Raw genomic sequence first — 20,470 nt, forward strand, 5'->3', positions numbered from 1 at the left:
ATGGCCGCTTCGTCCTCAACCATCCCGGAAACGAGCGCCGAGCACGATGCCCGCGTCACCAATGCCCATCACCGGCCGGTTCATGCGGGGGAAATCGCCATCGGTGTGATCATCGGTCGCACCTCCGAATTCTTCGATTTCTTCGTCTATGCCATTGCTTCGGTGCTGGTGTTTCCCGCCGTGGTGTTTCCCTATGTCGATCCGCTGACCGGCACGCTGCTGTCCTTTGCGGTGTTCGCTTTGGCCTTTGTCGCCCGCCCGATCGGCACGGTGATCTTTTCGGCGGTGGACCGCAATTATGGCCGCGGGGTGAAGCTGACCATTGCGCTGTTCCTGCTCGGTATCTCGACCGTGGCCGTGGCCTTCCTGCCCAGCGACAGCCAGGTGGGGGCCTTTTCGGTGGCTATCCTGATGCTGTTCCGCTTTGGCCAGGGTATTGCGCTGGCCGGCACCTGGGATGGGCTGGCCTCGCTGCTGGCGCTCAATGCGCCGCCCAATCGGCGCGGCTGGTATGCCATGGTGCCGCAATTGGGCGCGCCGATCGGGTTGATCGTCGCCTCGGCGCTGTTTGCGTTCCTCGTCAGCTCGATTTCGGCCGAGGACTTTCTGGCCTGGGGCTGGCGCTATCCGTTCTTCGTGGCCTTCGCCATCAATGTGGTGGCCTTGTTCGCGCGCCTGCGCATCGTGGTGACGCCCGAATATACGGGCCTGTTCGAAAGCGGCGAGCTGGAGCCGACCCGCATTCGCGATACGGTGCGCAGCGAGGGCCGCAATATCGTGATCGGGGCCTTTGCGCCGCTGGCGAGCTTTGCGCTGTTCCACATGGTCACGGTGTTCCCGCTATCCTGGGTGTTCCTCTATACCGATGAATTGCCGGCGCGGTTCCTCGTCATCGAGGCGACATCGGCCGTGGTGGGGCTGGCGGCCGTGGTGCTGTCGGGGGCTTTGGCCGACCGGGTCGGACGGCGCTGGCTGCTGGGGGCTTCGGCGGTGGGCATTGCCATCTACAGCGTCTTCGCGCCGCTGCTGCTGGGCGCGGGGGACATGGGCGAGATCATCTATATGGTGGTGGGCTTTATCCTGCTCGGCCTGTCTTTCGGGCAATCCTCGGGGGTCGTGGCGGCCAATTTCACCAAGCTCTATCGCTATACCAGCTCGGCGCTGACCTCGGACCTGGCCTGGCTGTTCGGCGCCGGCTTTGCGCCCTTCGTGGCGCTGGCGCTGTCGAGCCAGTTCGGGCTGATTTCCTCGGGCGCGTATCTGCTGTCGGGGGCGATCTGCACGCTGATCGCGCTGGGGCTGAACCGGCAATTGGCGGGGCAGAATTAGGGCCTTCAATCTGCACCCTCCCCGGCGGGGAGGGTGTCGCGCTCGTGGGTGGGCTCAGATCACCGGCTTGCCGCCGGTGACGGCGATGGTGGCGCCGCTGATATAGCTGGCGTCATCACAAGCCAGCATGACATAGGCGGGGGCCAGCTCCCTGGGCTGGGCGGGGCGGCCCATGGGGACCTGCTTGCCGAACTGGCTGACCTTTTCGGGCGGCAGGGTGGAGGGGATAAGCGGGGTCCAGACCGGGCCGGGCGCCACGGTATTGACCCGGATGCCCTTGCTGGCCAGCAATTGCGCCAGCCCGCCGCCGAAATTCTGGATGGCGCCTTTGGTGGTGGCATAGGCCAGCAATTGCGGACTGGGCGTGTCGGCATTGACCGAGGCCGTATTGATGATGGCGCTGCCCGGCGCCATATGCGGCACCGCTGCCTTGGTCAGGTAGAACATGGCGGACAGGTTGGTCGCCAGGGTCAGCTCCCATTCCTCGTCGGGAATTTCCTCGATGGAGTCAAAGCTGTTCTGGTGGGCGGCATTGTTGACCAGGATATCGATGCGCCCGAAGACGTCGACCGCCTTGCTGACGATATCGCGGCAATGCTGGGCCCTGGAAATATCGCCGCCCAGCAGCAGGCACTTGCGGCCGGCCGCTTCCACGAGGCGCTTGGTTTCGGCGGCGTCCTCGTCTTCGCTGAGATAGGAAATCAGCACATCGGCGCCTTCGCGGGCATAGGCCAGCGCCACGGCCCGGCCGATGCCGGAATCCCCGCCGGTGATGATGGCCTTCTTGTCCTTCAGCTTGCCGCTACCCTCGTAGCTATCCTCGCCATAATCGGGCACCGGATCCATGGCGTCGCTATAGCCGGGAATGGGCTGGGGCTGGTTGGGAAAGGGCGGCGTGGGGAAGTTTTCGGACATGATCATTCTCCATGTGGGGGAGCAAAACCAACGCCGTTTTTGTGGATAGGTTCACGGGCCGTTGCGGGTGCAAGCGGGGGCGGCAGGGAGGTAACGCAGGTTAGTGCGGGCCCAACGGCCGATGAATTGAGCGGCCGTGACATTCGCTAAAGCCCCAGCGCGGCTGCCGCCATTTGGGCGATTGTGAGCTCGCGCGCCTCCTGCCCGCCGCCTTCTCGTTCCATGGTCCAGACAGACTTCAGGCCTGCATAGGCCAGGATCCACTTCAACACACGCTTCGGGTCAAGGTTCGCGTCCCTTGCGACGATGTCGATCCGCTGCTCCAGCCGACCAGCTTCTGTGGCGATCTTGGCTTCGGGATGGCAGAACAGGTTGGCGTAGTCGAAGGCCCGTTCGCCGAGCAGCCCTTTCGGGTCGATCGCGAGCCAGCCACGCTCATCCCCGTCGAGAATATTGCCATGATGGATGTCGCCATGTAGTGGCACGACGTACTGGGGCATAGCCAGAAGTTCACGTGCCGCCGCTGCGGACTTTGTTAAAACGCCTCCCAATCGCGTCGCCGCAGGCTCAAGCTGACGAAACCAGATCGCCATCGGATACAGCGTTTCCGGCGGCATGTGGTTCCTCGCGGCGTGCAGCTTCGCCACGACTGCGCAGATGATCCCCGTCGCCTCATCGCCCCGGCCTGAGCGTTCCATCTCGATGAGGCTTCTGTGCCCACTGAGACGCTCAAGCAGCAGGCCGGAATCTTCATGGGCGAATACGCGAGCAGCACCGTTGCCGGCATACCAGGCCATGAGGTGCGCGCCGTTGAGCTCTTCCTCGGCCGTGGCGATCTTCAACATCGCTGGCACGCCTTCCCTTTGCACCGGCAGCAAGAGGCTGCTGTGCGTGCGGATGGCTTCACCTTCTGGCACCAAACCCCAGCGTGACAGCCAAGGTTGGAAGACCTCTTCCGACACCATGACGAGATATCCCGAATTCCAACGATCGTGCGCGCGGACTCTATCCGCGGGCAGGCACTCGGGGAAAGCTAATTGGCGCGGCAGCCCACGCGCCGGGCCAGCCGCCCGCCGCTAATGCCCCGTCTTGGCGTGGGGTTCGGCGACGGGCTTGGATTCGGGGGAGCCGCGTTGGCGCAGCCAGACCGAGAGCAGGACCAGCACGGCGGTGGAGAGGAATTCGGACTGCCAGTTCTGGAAGGATTCGAACCACAATTGCGGATCGGCCAGATATTGCCAGGCGGTCTGGGCGGCCTCGCCATGCAGCAGGGCTTCCTCATTGGCGGCGGCAGTGCTTTGCAGCCAGTGCAGCAGGAAGGAGAGGATGAACAGCGCCAGCAGCGCCAGGCCAAGCGATTGGGAATAGAATGCGCTCCACACCCCGCCGGCGCGCACCGGCCAGGGGGCTTTGGGGTCCTTGCGCTTTTTGGCCGGATCGGCATCTTCGGGATTGGACTTGTCGGGGTCCTTGGATTCCGAGGAGCCGCGCTGGAACAGCATGATGGTCATCAGCACATAGGCCGACATCTGCAGGAATTCGCTCTCCCAATTTTCAAACAGCGGCGAGAGGAAGGCGGGGCTGGCGAAATAGGATAAAAGCCCGATATCGGGGGCATCATGGCGGGTCAGTTCGGCATTGTGGTCGAACCAGCCGGCGATCAACATGCCGCCCGTGCTGAGCACGAATATGGCGAGCAGGGCCAGCGAGAGCCCGTTATCGCGAATAAAACGCATCATCTCCTCTCCTTGACAGCTAAGTAGCTGATCAACGCCCGCCCAGGTGGCGCGGTTCCGCCGGTGGTGAACCGGCTGTGGGTTATCGGCTGGCGGGAGGCAAGCGACATAATCCCGACACGAATTGTGGCTCCTTTGCGGCAGGCACATGGGTCGTGCCAGGGACGCTGCAGCCTGCCGCATCCTTTTGGTTTTTGAGGAGCTTGATATGACGAGACTGGCTATCTGGGGCATCGCCGCGCTCATGGTTCTGGCGGCGGGGCCAGCTCATGGCGCGCCGGCCTATTCGTTTGGCGACGACAAGGGCGATTACAGCAATGACGGGGAATGCGATGACCCGCGCTTCGACGGGCCGGGCATGACCGCCACGGACTTGCTCAGCGACGACGTGCTGCATGATGCCAGTGATTGCGAAGCCGCTTTCAAGGCCGGCCAGTTGACGATCCGCGGCGTAGCCGAGGATGGCAGTATCGATTTCGGCGACGACAAGGGCGAATATGCCAATGACGGGGAATGCGACGACCTGCGGTTCATCGGCTCGGGCATGACGGCGACCGAGCTGATCCAGGACGATATCATGCATGACGCGACCGATTGCCGGACGGCCTATGAAGCCGGTAAGCTCAAGCTGAACCGCGGGTAAACGCGGCGGGCGCCAGCGGCAGACCGCGGCTGAGGAGGCCAGATGGGCGGGCATTCGGGAACGGTTTACTCCCTCAGGATCGTTGCGGCGATCCTGATCGTGACGCTGGCCTGGGACGCGCTGGACCCCTGGGCCGGCCCGTCGCCATTTTTCGTGCTGGCCTCCTATTTCCTGTTGGGCTTTGTCTGCGCCGCAGCGTTTCCCGGCCAGGTCTGGTTCGGCATTGCTGTGGCGGTGGCGGCCGCGATCGGCTTTGAAGTGCTGCAATTCCTGGTGCCGCTCCGCGATGTGCGCGGCATCGAGCTGATCGGCAAATGGCTCAGCGCCTCGGGCGGGGTGATCCTCGAACTCATTCTGGTGCTGGCACGGGAACTGCGGCAGCGCAAACGGTGAGCGGAAGGCCGTACCGTCAGCTCATGGCGGTACGATAGATTTGCAGGACATCATCCACGGCCATGGGGCGGGGATTGTTGTCCATCAGGCGGCGGATGGCGTGGGCTTCTGTGGCCCATTCGGGCAGGGCTTCAGCGGTGGCGCCATGGCGGGACAGCTGCATTTCGATGCCCAGCTTGCGGCAGAAATCCATGGCGGCGGCGAGGATTGCCTGGGTGCCATCGGCCGGTGGGAGGCCGAGCAGCCGGCAGATCTCGGCGGTCTTGTCGGGACGGGCGGGGGCGTTGAAGGCCAGCACGTGCGGGAAGATGATGGCGTTGGCCAGGCCGTGGGGCAGCTTGAGGCGGGTGCCCAGCGGATAGGCCAGGGCGTGGCCGGACGCGGTATTGACGGGGCCCAGGCACACGCCGCCGTAATAAGAAGCGAGCATCATGCCGGCGCGCGCTTCGGTATCGGCGCCATCGGCCACGGCGCGGGCGAGATATTTTCCCACTAGTTCGATGCCAAGGGTTGCATAGCCGTCGATCAGCGGGTGGGCCTTGATATTGGTGAAGGCCTCGACGCAATGGGCCAGCGCATCGACGCCGGTGGCGGCGGTGACGGCGGGCGGCACGGAATAGGTCAGCTCGGGATCGAGAATGGCGATATCGGCCAGCATGAACGGGCTTTCGACCGCCAGCTTCGCCAAGGTCTGGGGATGGGTGACCAGCGCGCGAATGCCGGCTTCCGAACCCGTGCCGGAGGTGGTGGGCACTTGCGCCAACGCCGTGCGGCGGCCTTCGATCTTGCCGACGCCGACGACGTCAGGCACCGATTTGTCGCTATCCCAGAGCACGGCGACCAGCTTGGCCACATCCATGACCGAGCCACCGCCCAGCCCGATGACCAGATCGGGCCGGAAGGCGCGGGCCGCGGCTAGCGCCGCTTCGACGGCCGGCAGGTCGGGTTCGGGCGGCAGGTCGATGAAGGTCTCGAGCGCGCCAGTAAGGCCGATGCGGTCGACAAAGCCGACAGTGGGCGCCATGGCGACGATGAAGACGCGGCGATAGGGGGCCGCCCAATCGGCGAGGCGCGCGACGGCGCCGGCACCGATTTCGAGCCGGGCGGGCTGCAGCAGGGTGATCGGCCGGGCCATGGACAGGGTAAGTTCAGACATGGTCCTGTGCCTCGAGTTCGGCCATCTGGCTCCAGACTGTGTCGAGTTCGGCCGGGGCGAGTTCGACCAGCGGCGGACGCACGCGGGTCCAGCCGGGATGATTGCGGCGGCGGGCCAGCATGGCCTTGATGGTGGGCAATTGCACATAGGCGTTGGAGAGATCGCGCCAGGCGTTGATGCGCTCCTGCGCCTTGTCGACGCGCGCCGCTTCAGCCGGGTCATGCCAATGGTCGAACACCACGCGCAGATGCTTGCCGATGAGATTGGAGCTGGAGGTGATGCAGCCCGCGCCGCCCGAGCGCAGCAGCGGCAGCATGAAGGGATCGGCGCCCGCGAGCACCGAGAAATTGGCGAAGCTGGAGGCAAAGGCCTGCATGCTGTCGAGCTTGCCGGAGCTGTCCTTGATGCCGACCACAATGCCGGGAAAGGCTTCGAGCAAGCGGCCGACCAGGTCCAGCGACAGCCCGACCTGGGCGATGGGCGGGATGTGATAGAGCACGACGCGCAGATCGTCGCGGCCGACGCCTTCGATGGCTTCGGCATAGAATCGGAACAGGCCCTCGTCGCTGACGCCCTTGTAATAGAAGGGGGCAGCACGACCGTGGCCTTCACGCCCGCCTCGACGGCATGGCGCATCAGGGTGACGGTATCGGCGACATTGGTCTGGGAGGTGCCGGGCAACAGGCGCTGCGGATCGATGCCGGCGGCGATGACCCGCTCGAGCAGGGCCTGGCGCTGGGCGATGCTGAAGGAATTGGCCTCGCCCGTGGTGCCGAGCAGGGCGATGCCGTCGCAGCCATCCTGCAGGAGGGCATGGCAATGGGCGGCGAAGGCTGTGTGATCGGGCGTGCCGTCTTCAAGGATCGGGGTGGCCGAGGCGCAGAAGACGCCGCTAATGGGGAGATTGCTCGTCGGATTGGTCACTTGTTTCCCCCGGCCAGGCGGCGCGCATAGGCGATGGCTTCGTTCATATTGGTGTGGTTGGCCTTGCCGGTGCCGGCAATGTCGAAGGCGGTGCCGTGATCGACCGAGGTGCGGTCGATGGGCAGGCCGAGCGAGACATTGACGGCGGTATCGAAGGCCACGAGCTTGATGGGGATGTGCCCCTGATCGTGATATTGGGCGATCACCAGATCGAAGGCGCCGTTATAGGCGCGGTGATAGACGGTGTCGGCGGAGATGGGGCCCTTGACGTCGATGCCCTCGGCCTGCGCCATGGCCACGGCCGGCACGACCTGTACATCATCCTCGGTACCGAAGAGGCCGCTTTCCCCGCAATGCGGATTGATGCCGGCGACTGCGATGCGCGGCCTGGCGTAGCCGATGCGCTTGAGGTGGTCATTGCCGGCGCGGATGGTGGCCAGGATACGCTCGGGCGTGGCGCGATCGATGGCGGTCTTGAGCGACACGTGGGTCGAGACGTGAATGACCTTGAGGCGTTCGGAGGCCAGCAGCATGAAGGCGGATTTCTGGCCGGTCAGCGCCGCCAGCATGCCGGTGTGGCCATCATAGTGATGGCCGGCCAGGTTCAGCGCTTCCTTGTTGATGGGCGCGGTGACGATGCAGCCGATCGTGCCGGCCTGGGCGTCGCGCACGGCTTTTTCGATGAAACGGAAGGCGGCGTCGCCGGCGCGGGGATCCAGTTTCCCCCAAGGCAGCGGGCCGCCCTCGATCGGCAGGTCCTCGACCAGGCCATCAAGATCGATCGCGGCGCCGGTCGCGGCGACGGCAAGGTCCAGCGTGGCGCGATTGCCATAGATGCGGGTGCGGGCGCGGTCGGCAGGCGACATTTCCGCCAAGGCGCGGATCGCGATTTCGGGCCCGACCCCGGCGGGGTCACCCATGGTAATGCCAATCAGCTCGCTCATGCTGCGTCTCCGTCGATCCAGCCCTTAGGCAGCCGGACATATTTGATGGCCCGCCGGAAATAGGTATAGGCGAGATGGATCGCGCCATCGCCGTCTTCCAGCAGATAGGGGTAGGATAGTTCCTTGTTGCGCCCATCCACCGAATTGTTGGAGAGGCACGTGCCGGGACTGTCATCGACGATGCGGCGCAGCGGGAAGGTGCGGCCGCCATCGGTGGAAACGCATAGGGTCATTGGCGCGCGGGGCACGCCCCAGATGGGGGCACAGCCGCCACTGGCGTCGGGACGATCATCGCCCTCCTCGATCTCGTCATAGAGCGAGGTGCGGCGGTCACTCGATGTCGCAGCCGAGACCGGATTGCACAGCATGGCCAGGCGCCCATCGGCGAGGCGAATGACGTTGATGGAGGAATTATTGTTGGGCACGTCGGTGGGCTCGGGCGCGGACCAGGTCACCCCGCCATCGCGGCTTTCCGAGCGATGCACGAAATCGGACTGACGGCGGCGGTAGAAGGCGGCCATGTGCTGGCCCTCGAGCGGCACGATGGTCATGTGCACCGAGCCGATCGAGCCGGGCACTTCGCTCAGCGTCCAGGTGGCGCCATCGTCGTGGCTCACCGCGACCCCGGCGGTATCGTGGCTGCCGTTCCAGCGCTGGCCCGGGCGCGGAATGCAGCGGAAGACCGGCATCATCCAGGCGCCGTCGGCGCGCCGCACGAAACGGCCGCGCACGAAGGTGCCCAGGGGCAGATCGAGAATGCGCGGTACGCCGCCGCTGAGCACGCCATCGGTCAGCGTAATCTGGCGGGCGCGCAGCAGGCATTCGTCCTGATTGCCGGAGGGCTGGGCAGTGTGGAACAACTGCCACTGGCCCTGCCCGTCCCGCGTCAGCACCGGGTTCTGCTCGCTGCGGTCTGGATCATCGCTCAGCCGCATCGGCGCCGACCAGCGATCGCTGCCGGGAGCCAGGGTGCAGCCGAAAATGGAAATATCAGACTTGCCCTCGAGCGTGCCGCCAAACCACAGGCAGGCCAGGGTGCCGTCGTCGAGGCGCTCGATGAAGGCGGCGTGATTCTGCACCATGGGCGAAGGCAAATAGGCCGCCTGCAGGCCTTGGCCGGCCGGCTCGATCTGCCCTGTCATGCGCGCCGCGATCTCGTCTGGAGTCATGTCTCTCCCCGCCTCCTGGTTGCCGCAAACTTGCTGGCTGGCGCAATGTTGTCAAGTTATTATTCCGGGTATGTAATCCAAAATTGCGCGGCTGGTTTTGTAATTATCTTTTATTTTCAACGTGTTAAATTCTCACCTCTTTGCGTAATCTGGCATTTTCTGATTTTTGTTTGACAACTCCCGGGTGTCGCTAGATAGTGCCGGCCACGGGTGGACCGGCTATGCTGGCGCCCTGAGGAAACGGGTGGGCGCTCCGCAGCGGCGTTCACGTCTGGATCAGCTGCAAGGGAGGTAGAATTGATTTTCAAACAGCTTCTGGTCGCCGGCTTGCTGGCTTCGGGCGCCATTGCCCCGGCCATGGCCCAGTCCAATACCGACATTACCGTGGTGCTTAGCGAGGAACTCGACCTGGTCGATCCCTGCATGGCCACGCGCTCCAATATCGGCCGCGTCATCCTGCAGAATATCAGCGAGACGCTGACCGAGCTGGACGTGCGCGGCGACAAGGGTCTGATGCCCCGCCTGGCCGAAAGCTGGGAAGACAAGGGCGATGGCACCTGGCAGTTCAAGCTGCGCCCGGGCGTGACCTTCTCGGACGGCACCGCGTTCGACGCCAATGACGTCAAGCACTCGTTCGACCGCGTGTTCTCGGACCAGATGAGCTGCGAAAGCGCGCGTTATTTCGCCGATACCGACCTGACCTTCACCGTGGTCGACGACACCACGATCGACGTCAAGGCCGAGCCGGCCCAGCCGATCCTGCCGCTGCTGATGAGTCTGGTCACCATCGTGCCGTCGGAAACGCCGATGGAATTCGTGCGCGACCCGATCGGCACCGGTCCCTATGTGATGAGCGAGTGGACCGCCGGCCAGCAGATCGTGCTCGATCGCCGCGACGATTATTGGGGTGAAGCCCCCGCGGTGACGAAGGCCACCTATCTGTTCCGCTCCGAGCCTGCCGTGCGTGCCGGCATGGTTGCGGCGGGCGAAGCCGATATCGCGCCGCAGATCACGGCGGAAGTGGCTGACAACAAGGCCACCGATTTCAGCTATCTGAATTCGGAAACCGTCTATCTGCGCATCGACAGCCAGGATGCCCCGACCAATGATCTGCGGGTCCGCCAGGCACTGAATGCCGCCATCGAGCGCGAAGCCTTTATCGGCACCGTGCTGCCCGAGGGGACCGAACTGGCTGTGGCCATGGTGCCGCCGACCACTTTGGGCTGGAACCCCAACCTGTCGCCGCCGGCTTTCGATCCGGAACTGGCCAAGAAACTGCTTGCCGAAGCCAAGGCCGACGGCGTGGATACCAGCCTGCCCATTGAAGTCGTGGCACGCACCGAGAACTTCCCCAATGTGACCGAGGTCGCCGAGGCCCTGGTGCAGATGCTCAACGAGGTTGGCTTCAACGCCACGCTGCGCATGGTGGAAGTTGCCGAACACGAGCAGTATTATTCCAAGCCCTATCCCGAAAGCACCGGCACCCGTCTGGTGCTGGCGCAGCACGACAATAGCCGCGGCGACCCGGCCTTCTCGATGTTCTTCAAGTATGACAGCAAGGGCACCCAGTCGGGCGTCAACGACCCCAAGGTGGATGACCTGATTGCCCGCGCTTCGGCGGCAACCGGGGACGAACGTGCGGCCCTGTGGTCCGAACTGTTCGCCTATGTCCATGACGATATCGCTGCGGATGTCCTGCTGTTCCACATGGTTGGCCTCAGCCGCGTCAGCGAGCGTCTGGACTTCACCCCGACCATTGCGACCAACCAGCAGCTGCAGCTGTCGGAGATCGGCTTCAAGTAAGCCTGTCTCAGGTTCATAATCAGGCGATGCCGGGCTGGTCCCGGCATCGTGTCACTTGTCAAACCGGATTAGCGGCCATGACCAAACTGATCTCGCAGCGGGCCATTGCCAGCCTGTTGTCGCTCCTGGGCCTGCTGGTGCTGGTCTTCTTCCTGTCGCGCCTCACCGGTGACCCCGCGGCCCTGTTTCTGCCGATCGACGCCACCGAAGAGATGAAGGCGCAGTTTCGCGCGCTGAACGGGCTCGATCTGCCGCTGTTCGAGCAATTCGGCCGCTATGTGTGGGATTTCCTGCATCTGGATTTCGGGCAATCGCTGCGCAAGGCGCGCCCCGCCATCGAAGTGGTGATGGAAGCCTATGCCTGGACGCTGCCGCTGGCGCTGATCACCATGACGCTGGTGGTGATTGCTTCCATCGTGCTGGGCGCGCTGGCTGCCTTCAATGTCGGCGGGTTTTTCGACCGGCTGGTGTCCATCGTTTCGCTGGTCGCCGCCTCGGCGCCCGACTTCTGGATCGCCATCGTCGCCATCGTGATCTTCGCGATCAATCTGAGCTGGCTGCCCACCTCCGGGGTCGGCACGCCCTGGCACTGGATATTGCCGATCGCAGTGCTGTTCATCCGCCCGTTCGGGCTGATCGTGCAGGTGGTGCGTGGCTCGATGCTGGGCGCGCTGTCGGCGCCCTATGTCAAGACGGCCCGCGCCAAGGGCGTGCGCAATTTGCCGATCATTTTCGTACATACGCTGCGCAATGCCATGCTGCCGGTGATTACCGTGATCGGCGACCAGGCCGCTGCTATGCTCAATGGCGCGGTGATCGTCGAGACGATTTTCGGCTTTCCGGGCATCGGCAAGCTGATGATCGATTCCATCCTGCAGCGCGATTTCAATGTCGTGCTGGCCGCCATCATGGTCACCGCCATCGCCATTTTCCTCATGAACATCCTGATCGACCTTGCCTATGGCCTGCTCGATCCGCGCATCCGGCGTTGAGGCGCAAGACCATGTCCGATCTGTCCACTGCCATTCCCCCTGCCCCTACAAAGAGCCGCGCCGCGCCGCTGCTGGCCATGTTGTGGCGCGACAAGCTGGCCTTTGTGTCAGCCATCGTGCTCATCATCATCGTGCTGTTCGCGCTGCTGGGCCCGGCTTTACTGAGCGATCTGGCGACCAGCCAGAACCTGCGCGGCCGCAATAGCCCGCCCTTCGATCTGGCGCGGGGCTGGGCTTTTGTTTTGGGCGGCGACTCGCTGGGGCGGCCCATGCTGGCCCGGCTGATCGTTGCCGCCCGCAGCACGATGCTGGTTGCCGCCGGCACGGTGCTTGCCGCCATGGTGGTGGGCGCGGTGCTGGGCCTGTTGGCCGGCTATCTGGGCAAGCATGTGTCGCAGGCGATCATGCGGCTGGCCGACGTGATCATGTCGTTTCCCTCGCTGCTGATCGCGGTGATCGTGCTCTATGTGCTGGGACCCTCGATCCCCAACATGATCCTGGTGCTGGCCATTACCCGCATTCCGATCTATCTGCGCACCACGCGCGCCGAAGTGCTCGAAGTGCGCCAGCGCATGTTCGTGCAGGCGGCGGTGGTGATGGGCGCCTCCAATGGCCGCATCATCCTGCGCCATATCCTGCCGGTGGTGGCGCCGACACTGGTGACCATCGCGACGCTGGATTTCGCCTTCGTCATGCTGGCCGAATCCTCGCTGTCATTCCTGGGCATCGGCATCCAGCCGCCCGACATTACCTGGGGCCTGATGGTTGCCCAGGGCCGCCCCTATCTGACGACCGCCTGGTGGCTGGCCTTCTGGCCGGGGCTATTGATCGTCATCACCACGCTGTCGCTGAACCTGTTGTCCAACTGGATGCGCGTGGCGCTCGACCCGTCCCAGCGCTGGCGGCTGGAAGCCCGGAGCACCAAAGATGAGTAACGCCCTGCTTGAAGTGCGCAATCTATCGGTCGATTTCCACACTGCGCGCGGCACGGTGCATGCCGTGCGCGATGTGTCCTGGAGCATCAATCGCGGCGAGACGCTGGCCGTGCTGGGCGAAAGCGGCTCGGGTAAATCGGTCTCGGCCTCGGCGGTGATGAATATTCTCGATATTCCGCCCGCCCAGATCATTGCCGGGGAAATCTATTTCGAGGGCCAGAACCTGCTCGCCATGAGCAATGAACAGCGCCGCGCCATCAATGGCAAGCGCATCGCCATGATCTTCCAGGACCCGCTGAGCCATCTCAACCCGGTCTATCCGGTGGGCTGGCAAATCGCCGAGATGATGACGGCGCATGGCCGTCCGATGAGCGAAGCGCGCGCCCGCACGCTGGACCTATTGAACCGGGTTGGCATTCCCGAACCGCACAACGCGGTGGGCAAATATCCGCACCAATTCTCCGGCGGGCAGCGGCAGCGCCTGATGATCGCCATGGCGCTGGCGCTCAAGCCCGATATCCTGATTGCGGACGAGCCGACCACGGCGCTCGACGTGACCATCCAGGCCGATGTGCTGGCTCTGCTCAAGGAATTGCAGGCCGAGACCGGCATGGGCCTGGTGCTGATCACCCATGATCTGGGCGTCGTCGCCGAAATCGCCGACCGCGTGGTGGTGATGAGCCAAGGGCAAATCGTCGAACAGGGCTCGGTGCGCGATGTGTATCACGCGCCCCAACATGCCTATACGCAAAAGCTGATCGGATCGGCGCCAGGCAAGGGGCAGATCAAGACGCTGCAACCCGACCTGCCGCTGCTGCTCGAGGCCAAGGCCTTGTGCAAGACCTATGGCCGCTTCACCGCGCTCAAGGATGTGTCGCTGACCCTGGCGCGCGGGCAGAGCCTGGCCGTGGTGGGGGAGAGCGGATCGGGCAAATCGACGCTGGCGCGTGCCATCCTGCGGCTCGAAACCGCCGATAGCGGGGCCGCATTCTGGAAGGGGCAGGACCTGCTGGCGATGAGCCCCTCGGCACTGCTGGGAGTGCGCCGGCAGATCCAGATGGTGTTCCAGGACCCCACCCAATCGCTCAATCCGCGGATGTCGGTCTATCAGCTGATTTCCGAAGGCTGGGACATTCACCGGCTGATGCCGGACCGCAACCAGCGGCAGGTGCGGGTGCGCGAACTGCTCGAGCAGGTGGGGCTGAGCGCCGAACATGCCAGCCGCTATCCGCACCAGTTTTCGGGCGGGCAGCGCCAGCGCATCGCCATTGCACGGGCATTGGCGCTCGAACCCGAACTGATCATCTGCGACGAGGCCGTGTCGGCGCTCGACGTGTCGATCCAGGCGCAGGTGATTGCGCTGCTCGATGATCTGCGCGAGCGGCTGGGCATTTCATTCCTGTTCATCGCCCATGACCTAGGCGTGGTGCGGGATTTTGCCGATACCGTCATCGTCATGAAGGCGGGCGAAATCGTCGAGCGGGGACCCACCGAGCAGATTTTCAGCGCGCCGAGCCATCCCTATACCCAGCGCCTGCTGGCGGCGGCGCTCGATCCGGACCCGGACGTGCAGGCGCAGCGCCGCCTTCTTGCTACGGCGCAGGCATGACGCGTCTGGTTATCATTGCCGACGATCTGACGGGCGCGCTCGACGCCAGTGCGCCCTTTGCCATGCGGGGATTGTCGACGGTGATCGCGCTGGATGTGGCGGGCTTGCCCGAGGCGCTGGCCAGCGGCGCCGAGATTGTCGGGGTATCGACCGACAGCCGGGAGATTGCGCCGGAGGCGGCGCGGGCGGCTGTTGCCGATGTGGTATCGCAGCTGCCGCCGGGCGTGCCGGTTTTCAAGAAGATCGATTCCCGGCTCAAGGGCAATATTGCCGCCGAGCTGGACGCCATTCCACACCGCAGCAGCCTCGTTGTCCCGGCTATTCCGGCCTTCGGGCGCTGGGTGCGTAAGGGGCAGCTGGGCGGGTTCGGGCTGGATGAACCGATCGATGTGGCGGCGCGGCTGGGGACGCATGCGGCCACGGCCAGCATTCCCGATGCGGCGAGCCAGGAACAGATTGCTGCGGCGCTGCGAGCGCAGGAGCATGACCTGCTGATCGGCGCGCGGGGGCTGGCGGAGGCGCTGGCCGAGCAATGGTCGGACAAGGCTGTGCCGGCGCCGCAGCTGGCGCCGGATGGGCCGGTCATCTGCGTGATCGGCTCGACCGATCCGATCACCGTGGAGCAGGCCGAAACCCTGCGCAAGCGTTATCCGGGGCTGGCCTATATCGCGGCGCCGAACGGAATTGCCGCGGAGCTGGTTACCGGGCGCCTGACGCTGTTGCAGGCAGTAGCGGGTGCGGAGCCGGCGGCGCCGGCAGTGGTTGCGGTCAATCTGGCGCGGGTGCTGCAGGAGCTTAGGCCGGCAACGGGAACGGCTTTGGTGCTGTCGGGGGGTGCGACCGCGCAGGCGATCCTTGAAGCGCTGGGCATCGGGCTGATTACCCTAGTCGGCGAGGCGCTGCCGGGGCTGCCTATTGCCCGGGCCGGCGGTTTCACGATAATCACCAAATCGGGGGGTTTTGGGGACAAGGACACGCTGGTCCGCCTCCTCGCGTCCTCCGGCGGGCACGAATGGGAGTGACACAAACCGTGATGTCAGATGGTCTCAACGTCAGACGCAGCCTTTCTGACGCGGTCTTCGACCGGATCCTGCGGGCCATCAAATCGGGCGCCTATGGCGTGGATGAACGCCTGCCCACCGAGCATACGCTGGCGGCCGAATTCCAGGTGTCCCGCCCCGTGGTGCGCGACGCCCTGCAGCGGCTGCGCGACCAGGGCCTGATCTATTCGCGGCGCGGCGCGGGCAGTTTCGTGCGCGACCATGGCCTGCGCGAACCGCTGGGCTTTGGGCAGATGGAGAACCTGTCCGACCTGCAGCATTGCTACGATTTCCGCCTCACCATGGAGCCGGAAGCCGCCGCCATGGCCGCGCATCGCCGCACCGACCGCTCGCTGCAGGACATCAAGGCGGCGCTCGACCTCTTGCGCGACGCCACCAATCGGCAGGCACACCGGGCCGATGCCGATTTCATGTTTCATCTGGGCATCGCCAAGGCTTCCGCCAATCCCTATTTCGCCACCGCTATGCAGGCGCTGGAAGAGCATATCGCGGTGGGCATGCGGTTTCACGGCATGTCGCTGCGCAGCACCAGCGACGGGCTGAACCATGTGTTCATCGAACATACGGCGATCTTTGAAGCCATCCGGCTGGGCGATGCCGAGGGTGCCCGCCAGATGATGAAAACTCACCTGACCGGCTCGCGCGATCGCCTGTTCGAGCCGCGCCAGGGGCGGGTTTAGCTGGCGCCTGGATGGCGCCAGCCAGGGCTCAGGCGACCTTGCGATAGCGTTCGGCCGGGGTGCCGCTGATATTGGGACCCATGCTGAGGCGGGCGGTCTCATAGGCTTGCCACAGCGACAGATCGCCCAGCGGCGGGACGGTGACGGCTTCCTTGCGATCGAAACCGATCAGCGCCGCATCGACCAGATCGTCGACTTCCATGACATTGGGCAGATTATCGACATCGACGCCCGAGCGATCCCAGATCGCGGTGCGGGTGGCGGCGGGAACCACGGCCTGCACATAGATGCCCTTGGGGCCGACTTCGGCGGCGAGGCCCTGCGAGAAGGTCAGGATATAAGCCTTGGTGGCGGGATAAATGCCGGGGAAATATTCAGGCAGCAGGGCGGTGGCGGACCCGACATTGACGATGCTGCCATGGCCGCGTTCGATCATGCCGGCCACGGCGGCCGAGGCGAGCAAGGTGGGCGCCGTGATATTGAGCTGAATCAGCCAATCGAGGTCGGCGGGCTGGGTGGTGGTGAAGGTGCCCGGCAGGCTATCGCCGGCATTGTTGACGAGCAGGTCGATCGGGGCGCCAGTGCGGAGGCGATCGGCGATCGTTTCCAGTTGGGCGGCGTCGGTGAGGTCGGCCGTCAGGATTTCCACTTTGATGTCATGGGCGCTGGTGAGTTCGGCTGCCAGCTGTTCGAGCTTGGCCGTGGTGCGCGCCACGATGGTCAAATCATAGCCGCGGGCGGCGAGGCGGCGGGCATAGGTGGCGCCGATGCCGGCCGAAGCGCCGGTGATGAGTGCGGTGGACATTTGAGTACCTGTTGTAAACTGGGTTGATCGATGCCACATAGATGACGACCATCATCCTGATTGTCAAGATGATGGCCGTCATCTAATTTTTGCGGGAGTTTTGAACCATGGGGACCAGCCAGCAACAGAAGGCGCAGAGCCGGAAGGCCATCGTGGATGCCGCCGCGCATTTGTTCCGCGAGCGAGGCGTGGACGGGGTGAGCGTGGCGCAGGTGATGGACGCCGCGGGGCTGACGCATGGCGGGTTTCCGCGCCATTTCGCCAGCAAGCAGGACTTGCTCAACGAGGCGCTGGCCGACGCGCTGGCCAATGACGGCGGCTTTGTGCCGGCCGGCGACATAATGGCCTTTGCCAGCCAATATCTGACCAAGCAGCATCGCGACAATCCCGGCGATGGCTGCATCTATGCGACGCTGGGCACCGAAATCGCGCGGGGGCCGGCCGAGACGCGCCATGTGCTGAGCGACATGATCCAGAAGCAGGTCGATGCCTTTGCCGCCGGCGGCAAGGCGGAAAGCACCAAGGCCATCGGCAGTTGGGCGGCGATGATCGGCGGGCTGATCCTGGCGCGCGTCGCCGACAATGAGGCGCTGTCCGAAGAAATCCTGCAGGCGACGCGGGACTTCGTCGGCGTGTGAGGCGGGCGCGACAAATCGACACTTTTGCGGCAAATCGCCGGCTCTCACGACGGGGATGCCAGCGCCATAATGGCTCCAGTGCCCTGAAAACCTGACCCCCGGCGATCAAATTTGCCGCGGTGTGCAACCTAAAAGCCGGGTCCGCAACACGGCGGAACTGTGGCCGGGCCGACGCGTTGCGTCCTTGTCAGCAATGCGAGGAGACGGCGGATGGCGCGAGGTGAAAACGCTAGGGGTGCTGCATTTTGGTGGGCGATGCTGGTCGCCACCATCATCCTGATCTTTGGTTTGCCGATCGCGGCCGGCGGCGTCTGGCTGATCGCCTTGGGTGGGTCCTGGTATTATTTGCCGGCCGGGATTGGCCTGCTCGCGACAGCCATCTTGCTCTATCGGCGGAGCAGCGCGGCGATCTGGGTGTATCTGGTGACCTTTATCGGCACGCTGATCTGGGCGCTGTGGGAGGCCGGGTTCAATGGCTGGGCGCAGGTGCCGCGGCTGGTGGCGCCAAGTGTGGTGCTCATTCTGGTGCTGACCACCCTGCCCGAGTTGCGCAAGGGCGATTGGCCTTTACGCCGTGGCATGGCCGCTGCGGCGGTGACGATTATTGCGGGCCTCGGCGTGGTTGGCATCAGCCAGAGCGGCGTCGGGCGACTGATGGCGCAGGAGAATGCGCCGGTGATCGAAACGCCGCCGGCTGAGGCCGCACCGGCGCTGCCCGATATTGCCCCGACGGCGGCAGCGACACCAACTTATGTTACGCTCGAGACCGGGGTGGATTGGCCCGCCTATGGCGGCACGCATAAGGCGACGCGCTATTCGCCGCTCGAGCAGATCACCCGCGACAATGTAGGCCAGCTTGAACAGATCTGGGAATTCCGCACGGGGGACCTGCCGACCGATGACGAGGCCTTTGGCAACCAGAATACGCCAGTCAAAGTGGGTGACCGGCTTTATCTGTGCTCGGCGCTGAACAAGATCACGGCGCTCGACGCGGCGACGGGCACGCAGTTCTGGACCTATGATCCGGTCGTCTCGACCGACGCCATTGGCTACAATGCCTCGTGCCGGGGGCTGGTCTATTTCGAGGACCCGACCGCACCGGCGGACCAGTTGTGCGCGACGCGCGTGGTGAACCTTACCCATGACGCGCGCATGATCGCCCTCGATACCGAGACGGGACAGCCCTGCCCTGACTTTGGCAATGCCGGTATCGTCAACCTGCTCGAAGGCATTGGCGATACGGCGCCCGGCTTTTACGCACCGACTTCGCCGCCGACGCTGGTGCGCGATGTGCTGGTGGTGGGCAGCCAGGTCAGCGACGGGCAGACACGCGAGGCGCCATCGGGCGTGATCCGCGGCTATAGCGCGGTAACTGGCGAGCTGGAATGGGCTTGGGATATGGGCCGGCCGGGCGAAACTGGGGCGCCGCCCGAGGGCGAAGTCTATACGCCGGGCACGCCCAATGTGTGGACCATTGCCTCGGGCGATGACGAATTGGGGCTGGTCTATCTGCCGATGGGCAATTCGGCCGTCGACTATTGGGGCGGCGACCGGTCCGAGGCGGAAAACACCTATTCGACCGCCATCGTGGCGCTGGATGTCGAGACCGGACAGGTGCGCTGGCATTATCAGACCGTGCATTACGATGTGTGGGACTATGACTTGGGCGGGCAAGGCACGCTGGTGGATTTCCCCACCGCCGATGGGCCCGTTCCGGCCATCATCATGCCCTCCAAGCAGGCGCAATTCTATATCCTCAACCGGGAAACCGGCGAGCCGCTGGTCACCATCGAGGAGCGTCCCGCGCCACAGGGCGGCGTCGAGCCGGAGCGGCTATCGCCGACCCAGCCCTATGTGACGGACTTCCCCAATCTGCTCAAACCCGAGCTGACCGAGGCGGATATGTGGGGCGCGACGCCGCTCGATCAGCTGTGGTGCCGCATCCAGTTCCACCAGGCGAGCTATGCGGGCGTCTACACTCCGCCCACGGTCGACCAGCCCTGGATCCAGTTCCCCGGCTACAACGGCGGCTCGGACTGGGGCGGGGTGGCGGTCGATCCGACCAAGGGCATCATGATCGCCAATTACAACAACATGCCCAATTACAACCAGCTGGTGCCGCGCGAAGAGGTGGACGCACTGGGCGTGTTGCCGATCACCGATCCGAACTATGATCCGGATACCGAATCCGGCTCGCATGGCAGCCTCAGCCCGCAGGCGCTGACGCCCTATGGCATCAGGGTCAATGCCGGCTGGCGGGTGCCGTTCACGGGCCTCCTCTGCAAGGAGCCGCCCTATGGCGGGATTGCGGCGATCGATCTCAATACGCGGCAAGTGCTGTGGGACCGTCCGTTCGGGTCGGCCCGCAAGAATGGTCCCTTCGGCATTCCCTCCATGCTGCCGGTCGATATCGGCACGCCCAATAATGGCGGTGGGGTGATCACGGCTTCGGGGCTGTTCTTCATCGCGGCGGCGACCGACGATATCCTGCGGGCCATCGATATCGAGACTGGCGAGGAAGTATGGCAGGTGGTGCTGCCGGCGGGCGGGCAGGCGACGCCGATGACCTATGAGGCCGGCGGCCGCCAGATCGTGGTGATCAATGCGGGCGGGCACGACTTCATGGAAACCCCGATCGGGGATTATTTCATCGCCTATGCGCTGCCCCAGCAGGTCGAGTAAGGCCATGAGCATTCCCCGGCACCAGGCCGGGGAATGCCGACCCGGATTTGATGAAC

At 64.5% G+C, this 20,470-nt stretch carries 18 protein-coding genes and 1 pseudogene; 11 read left to right on the forward strand and 8 right to left on the reverse strand.

The features are described from left to right. A complete protein-coding gene (locus N8A98_RS07330; RefSeq protein ID WP_262170321.1) occupies positions 1-1,329 on the forward strand; it encodes an MFS transporter in 1,329 nt (442 codons plus the stop codon). A gap of 54 nt (positions 1,330-1,383) precedes the next feature. Here N8A98_RS07330 and N8A98_RS07335 read toward each other — a convergent pair whose 3' ends face one another. The 3 genes from N8A98_RS07335 to N8A98_RS07345 all read right to left on the reverse strand — a co-directional run bounded on the left by N8A98_RS07335 (position 1,384) and on the right by N8A98_RS07345 (position 3,980). Continuing rightward, positions 1,384-2,244 (reverse strand): SDR family oxidoreductase, encoded by an 861-nt coding sequence (locus N8A98_RS07335; RefSeq protein ID WP_262170323.1) that lies wholly within the window; start codon positions 2,242-2,244, stop codon positions 1,384-1,386. Positions 2,245-2,390: 146 nt separating this feature from the next. After that, positions 2,391-3,209 carry an aminoglycoside phosphotransferase family protein gene (locus N8A98_RS07340; RefSeq protein WP_262170324.1) on the reverse strand — a complete coding sequence of 273 codons (819 nt, stop codon included), beginning with the start codon at positions 3,207-3,209 and terminating at the stop codon, positions 2,391-2,393. Positions 3,210-3,320: 111 nt separating this feature from the next. Continuing rightward, positions 3,321-3,980, reverse strand: a complete 660-nt coding sequence (locus tag N8A98_RS07345; protein ID WP_262171905.1) for a DUF6766 family protein — start codon at positions 3,978-3,980, stop codon at positions 3,321-3,323. A 208-nt stretch (positions 3,981-4,188) separates the two neighbouring features. Here N8A98_RS07345 and N8A98_RS07350 point away from each other — a divergent pair, with 208 nt between their 5' ends. Beyond that, the gene (locus tag N8A98_RS07350; protein ID WP_262170326.1) at positions 4,189-4,623 is read left to right on the forward strand and encodes a hypothetical protein; all 435 of its coding nucleotides are present in this window, start codon (positions 4,189-4,191) and stop codon (positions 4,621-4,623) included. Positions 4,624-4,665: 42 nt separating this feature from the next. Next, positions 4,666-5,016, forward strand: a complete 351-nt coding sequence (locus tag N8A98_RS07355; protein ID WP_262170327.1) for a hypothetical protein — start codon at positions 4,666-4,668, stop codon at positions 5,014-5,016. Between the two features lie 16 nt (positions 5,017-5,032). Here the strand turns inward: N8A98_RS07355 and N8A98_RS07360 are convergent, their stop codons facing one another. From N8A98_RS07360 to N8A98_RS07375, 4 genes and pseudogenes are all read right to left on the reverse strand, one after another. Next, positions 5,033-6,172: an iron-containing alcohol dehydrogenase gene (locus N8A98_RS07360; protein ID WP_262170328.1), complete on the reverse strand. Its 1,140-nt coding sequence runs from the start codon at positions 6,170-6,172 to the stop codon at positions 5,033-5,035. Beyond that, a pseudogene (locus tag N8A98_RS07365) lies at positions 6,165-7,096 on the reverse strand (dihydrodipicolinate synthase family protein). Before N8A98_RS07365 ends, N8A98_RS07360 begins: the two are co-directional and overlap by 8 nt. Further along, positions 7,093-8,040, reverse strand: coding sequence for a 4-hydroxythreonine-4-phosphate dehydrogenase PdxA (pdxA, locus tag N8A98_RS07370; RefSeq protein ID WP_113122163.1), 948 nt, complete (start codon positions 8,038-8,040; stop codon positions 7,093-7,095). Before pdxA ends, N8A98_RS07365 begins: the two are co-directional and overlap by 4 nt. Further along, a complete protein-coding gene (locus N8A98_RS07375) occupies positions 8,037-9,209 on the reverse strand; it encodes a sialidase family protein (RefSeq protein ID WP_262170330.1) in 1,173 nt (390 codons plus the stop codon). Before N8A98_RS07375 ends, pdxA begins: the two co-directional genes overlap by 4 nt. 357 nt (positions 9,210-9,566) lie before the next feature. On the opposite strand from N8A98_RS07375, the gene N8A98_RS07380 reads away from it, so the two are divergent. The 6 genes from N8A98_RS07380 (at position 9,567) to N8A98_RS07405 (ending at position 16,289) form a co-directional block, all read left to right on the forward strand. Then, complete coding sequence (locus tag N8A98_RS07380; RefSeq protein ID WP_262171907.1) at positions 9,567-11,012, forward strand: ABC transporter substrate-binding protein; 1,446 nt, start codon at positions 9,567-9,569, stop codon at positions 11,010-11,012. Positions 11,013-11,089: 77 nt separating this feature from the next. Then, on the forward strand, positions 11,090-12,004 hold the full coding sequence (locus N8A98_RS07385) for an ABC transporter permease (RefSeq protein WP_113122165.1): 915 nt from the start codon (positions 11,090-11,092) through the stop codon (positions 12,002-12,004). 11 nt (positions 12,005-12,015) lie between these two features. Beyond that, positions 12,016-12,939 (forward strand): ABC transporter permease, encoded by a 924-nt coding sequence (locus tag N8A98_RS07390; protein ID WP_262170332.1) that lies wholly within the window; start codon positions 12,016-12,018, stop codon positions 12,937-12,939. Continuing rightward, positions 12,932-14,548, forward strand: a complete 1,617-nt coding sequence (locus N8A98_RS07395; RefSeq protein ID WP_262170333.1) for an ABC transporter ATP-binding protein — start codon at positions 12,932-12,934, stop codon at positions 14,546-14,548. Before N8A98_RS07390 ends, N8A98_RS07395 begins: the two co-directional genes overlap by 8 nt. Continuing rightward, positions 14,545-15,570, forward strand: a complete 1,026-nt coding sequence (locus N8A98_RS07400) for a four-carbon acid sugar kinase family protein (protein ID WP_262170335.1) — start codon at positions 14,545-14,547, stop codon at positions 15,568-15,570. Before N8A98_RS07395 ends, N8A98_RS07400 begins: the two co-directional genes overlap by 4 nt. An 11-nt stretch (positions 15,571-15,581) precedes the next feature. Next, positions 15,582-16,289, forward strand: coding sequence for a FadR/GntR family transcriptional regulator (locus N8A98_RS07405; protein WP_262171908.1), 708 nt, complete (start codon positions 15,582-15,584; stop codon positions 16,287-16,289). A 28-nt stretch (positions 16,290-16,317) separates the two neighbouring features. Here N8A98_RS07405 and N8A98_RS07410 read toward each other — a convergent pair whose 3' ends face one another. Beyond that, positions 16,318-17,094 carry an SDR family NAD(P)-dependent oxidoreductase gene (locus N8A98_RS07410; RefSeq protein WP_262170337.1) on the reverse strand — a complete coding sequence of 259 codons (777 nt, stop codon included), beginning with the start codon at positions 17,092-17,094 and terminating at the stop codon, positions 16,318-16,320. A gap of 107 nt (positions 17,095-17,201) precedes the next feature. Between N8A98_RS07410 and N8A98_RS07415 the strand changes: the two genes are divergently transcribed. Next, positions 17,202-17,732: a TetR/AcrR family transcriptional regulator gene (locus N8A98_RS07415; protein ID WP_262170339.1), complete on the forward strand. Its 531-nt coding sequence runs from the start codon at positions 17,202-17,204 to the stop codon at positions 17,730-17,732. A 210-nt stretch (positions 17,733-17,942) separates the two neighbouring features. Next, entirely contained in the window at positions 17,943-20,414 is a 2,472-nt protein-coding gene (locus N8A98_RS07420) for a membrane-bound PQQ-dependent dehydrogenase, glucose/quinate/shikimate family (RefSeq protein WP_262170340.1), read from the forward strand. Positions 20,415-20,470 lie beyond the last annotated feature (56 nt).

It is taken from the genome of Devosia neptuniae, assembly GCF_025452235.1.
Taxonomy (GTDB): domain Bacteria; phylum Pseudomonadota; class Alphaproteobacteria; order Rhizobiales; family Devosiaceae; genus Devosia.

What these genes read in the sequence shown, in the direction of transcription:
- N8A98_RS07330 (WP_262170321.1), top strand. Translation starts at nt 1, where the DNA reads ATGGCCGCTTCGTCCTCAACCATCCCGGAAACGAGCGCCGAGCACGAT.
- N8A98_RS07335 (WP_262170323.1), bottom strand. Translation starts at nt 2,244, where the DNA reads ATGTCCGAAAACTTCCCCACGCCGCCCTTTCCCAACCAGCCCCAGCCC.
- N8A98_RS07340 (WP_262170324.1), bottom strand. Translation starts at nt 3,209, where the DNA reads ATGGTGTCGGAAGAGGTCTTCCAACCTTGGCTGTCACGCTGGGGTTTG.
- N8A98_RS07345 (WP_262171905.1), bottom strand. Translation starts at nt 3,980, where the DNA reads ATGCGTTTTATTCGCGATAACGGGCTCTCGCTGGCCCTGCTCGCCATA.
- N8A98_RS07350 (WP_262170326.1), top strand. Translation starts at nt 4,189, where the DNA reads ATGACGAGACTGGCTATCTGGGGCATCGCCGCGCTCATGGTTCTGGCG.
- N8A98_RS07355 (WP_262170327.1), top strand. Translation starts at nt 4,666, where the DNA reads ATGGGCGGGCATTCGGGAACGGTTTACTCCCTCAGGATCGTTGCGGCG.
- N8A98_RS07360 (WP_262170328.1), bottom strand. Translation starts at nt 6,172, where the DNA reads ATGTCTGAACTTACCCTGTCCATGGCCCGGCCGATCACCCTGCTGCAG.
- pdxA (WP_113122163.1), bottom strand. Translation starts at nt 8,040, where the DNA reads ATGAGCGAGCTGATTGGCATTACCATGGGTGACCCCGCCGGGGTCGGG.
- N8A98_RS07375 (WP_262170330.1), bottom strand. Translation starts at nt 9,209, where the DNA reads ATGACTCCAGACGAGATCGCGGCGCGCATGACAGGGCAGATCGAGCCG.
- N8A98_RS07380 (WP_262171907.1), top strand. Translation starts at nt 9,567, where the DNA reads ATGGCCCAGTCCAATACCGACATTACCGTGGTGCTTAGCGAGGAACTC.
- N8A98_RS07385 (WP_113122165.1), top strand. Translation starts at nt 11,090, where the DNA reads ATGACCAAACTGATCTCGCAGCGGGCCATTGCCAGCCTGTTGTCGCTC.
- N8A98_RS07390 (WP_262170332.1), top strand. Translation starts at nt 12,016, where the DNA reads ATGTCCGATCTGTCCACTGCCATTCCCCCTGCCCCTACAAAGAGCCGC.
- N8A98_RS07395 (WP_262170333.1), top strand. Translation starts at nt 12,932, where the DNA reads ATGAGTAACGCCCTGCTTGAAGTGCGCAATCTATCGGTCGATTTCCAC.
- N8A98_RS07400 (WP_262170335.1), top strand. Translation starts at nt 14,545, where the DNA reads ATGACGCGTCTGGTTATCATTGCCGACGATCTGACGGGCGCGCTCGAC.
- N8A98_RS07405 (WP_262171908.1), top strand. Translation starts at nt 15,582, where the DNA reads ATGTCAGATGGTCTCAACGTCAGACGCAGCCTTTCTGACGCGGTCTTC.
- N8A98_RS07410 (WP_262170337.1), bottom strand. Translation starts at nt 17,094, where the DNA reads ATGTCCACCGCACTCATCACCGGCGCTTCGGCCGGCATCGGCGCCACC.
- N8A98_RS07415 (WP_262170339.1), top strand. Translation starts at nt 17,202, where the DNA reads ATGGGGACCAGCCAGCAACAGAAGGCGCAGAGCCGGAAGGCCATCGTG.
- N8A98_RS07420 (WP_262170340.1), top strand. Translation starts at nt 17,943, where the DNA reads ATGGCGCGAGGTGAAAACGCTAGGGGTGCTGCATTTTGGTGGGCGATG.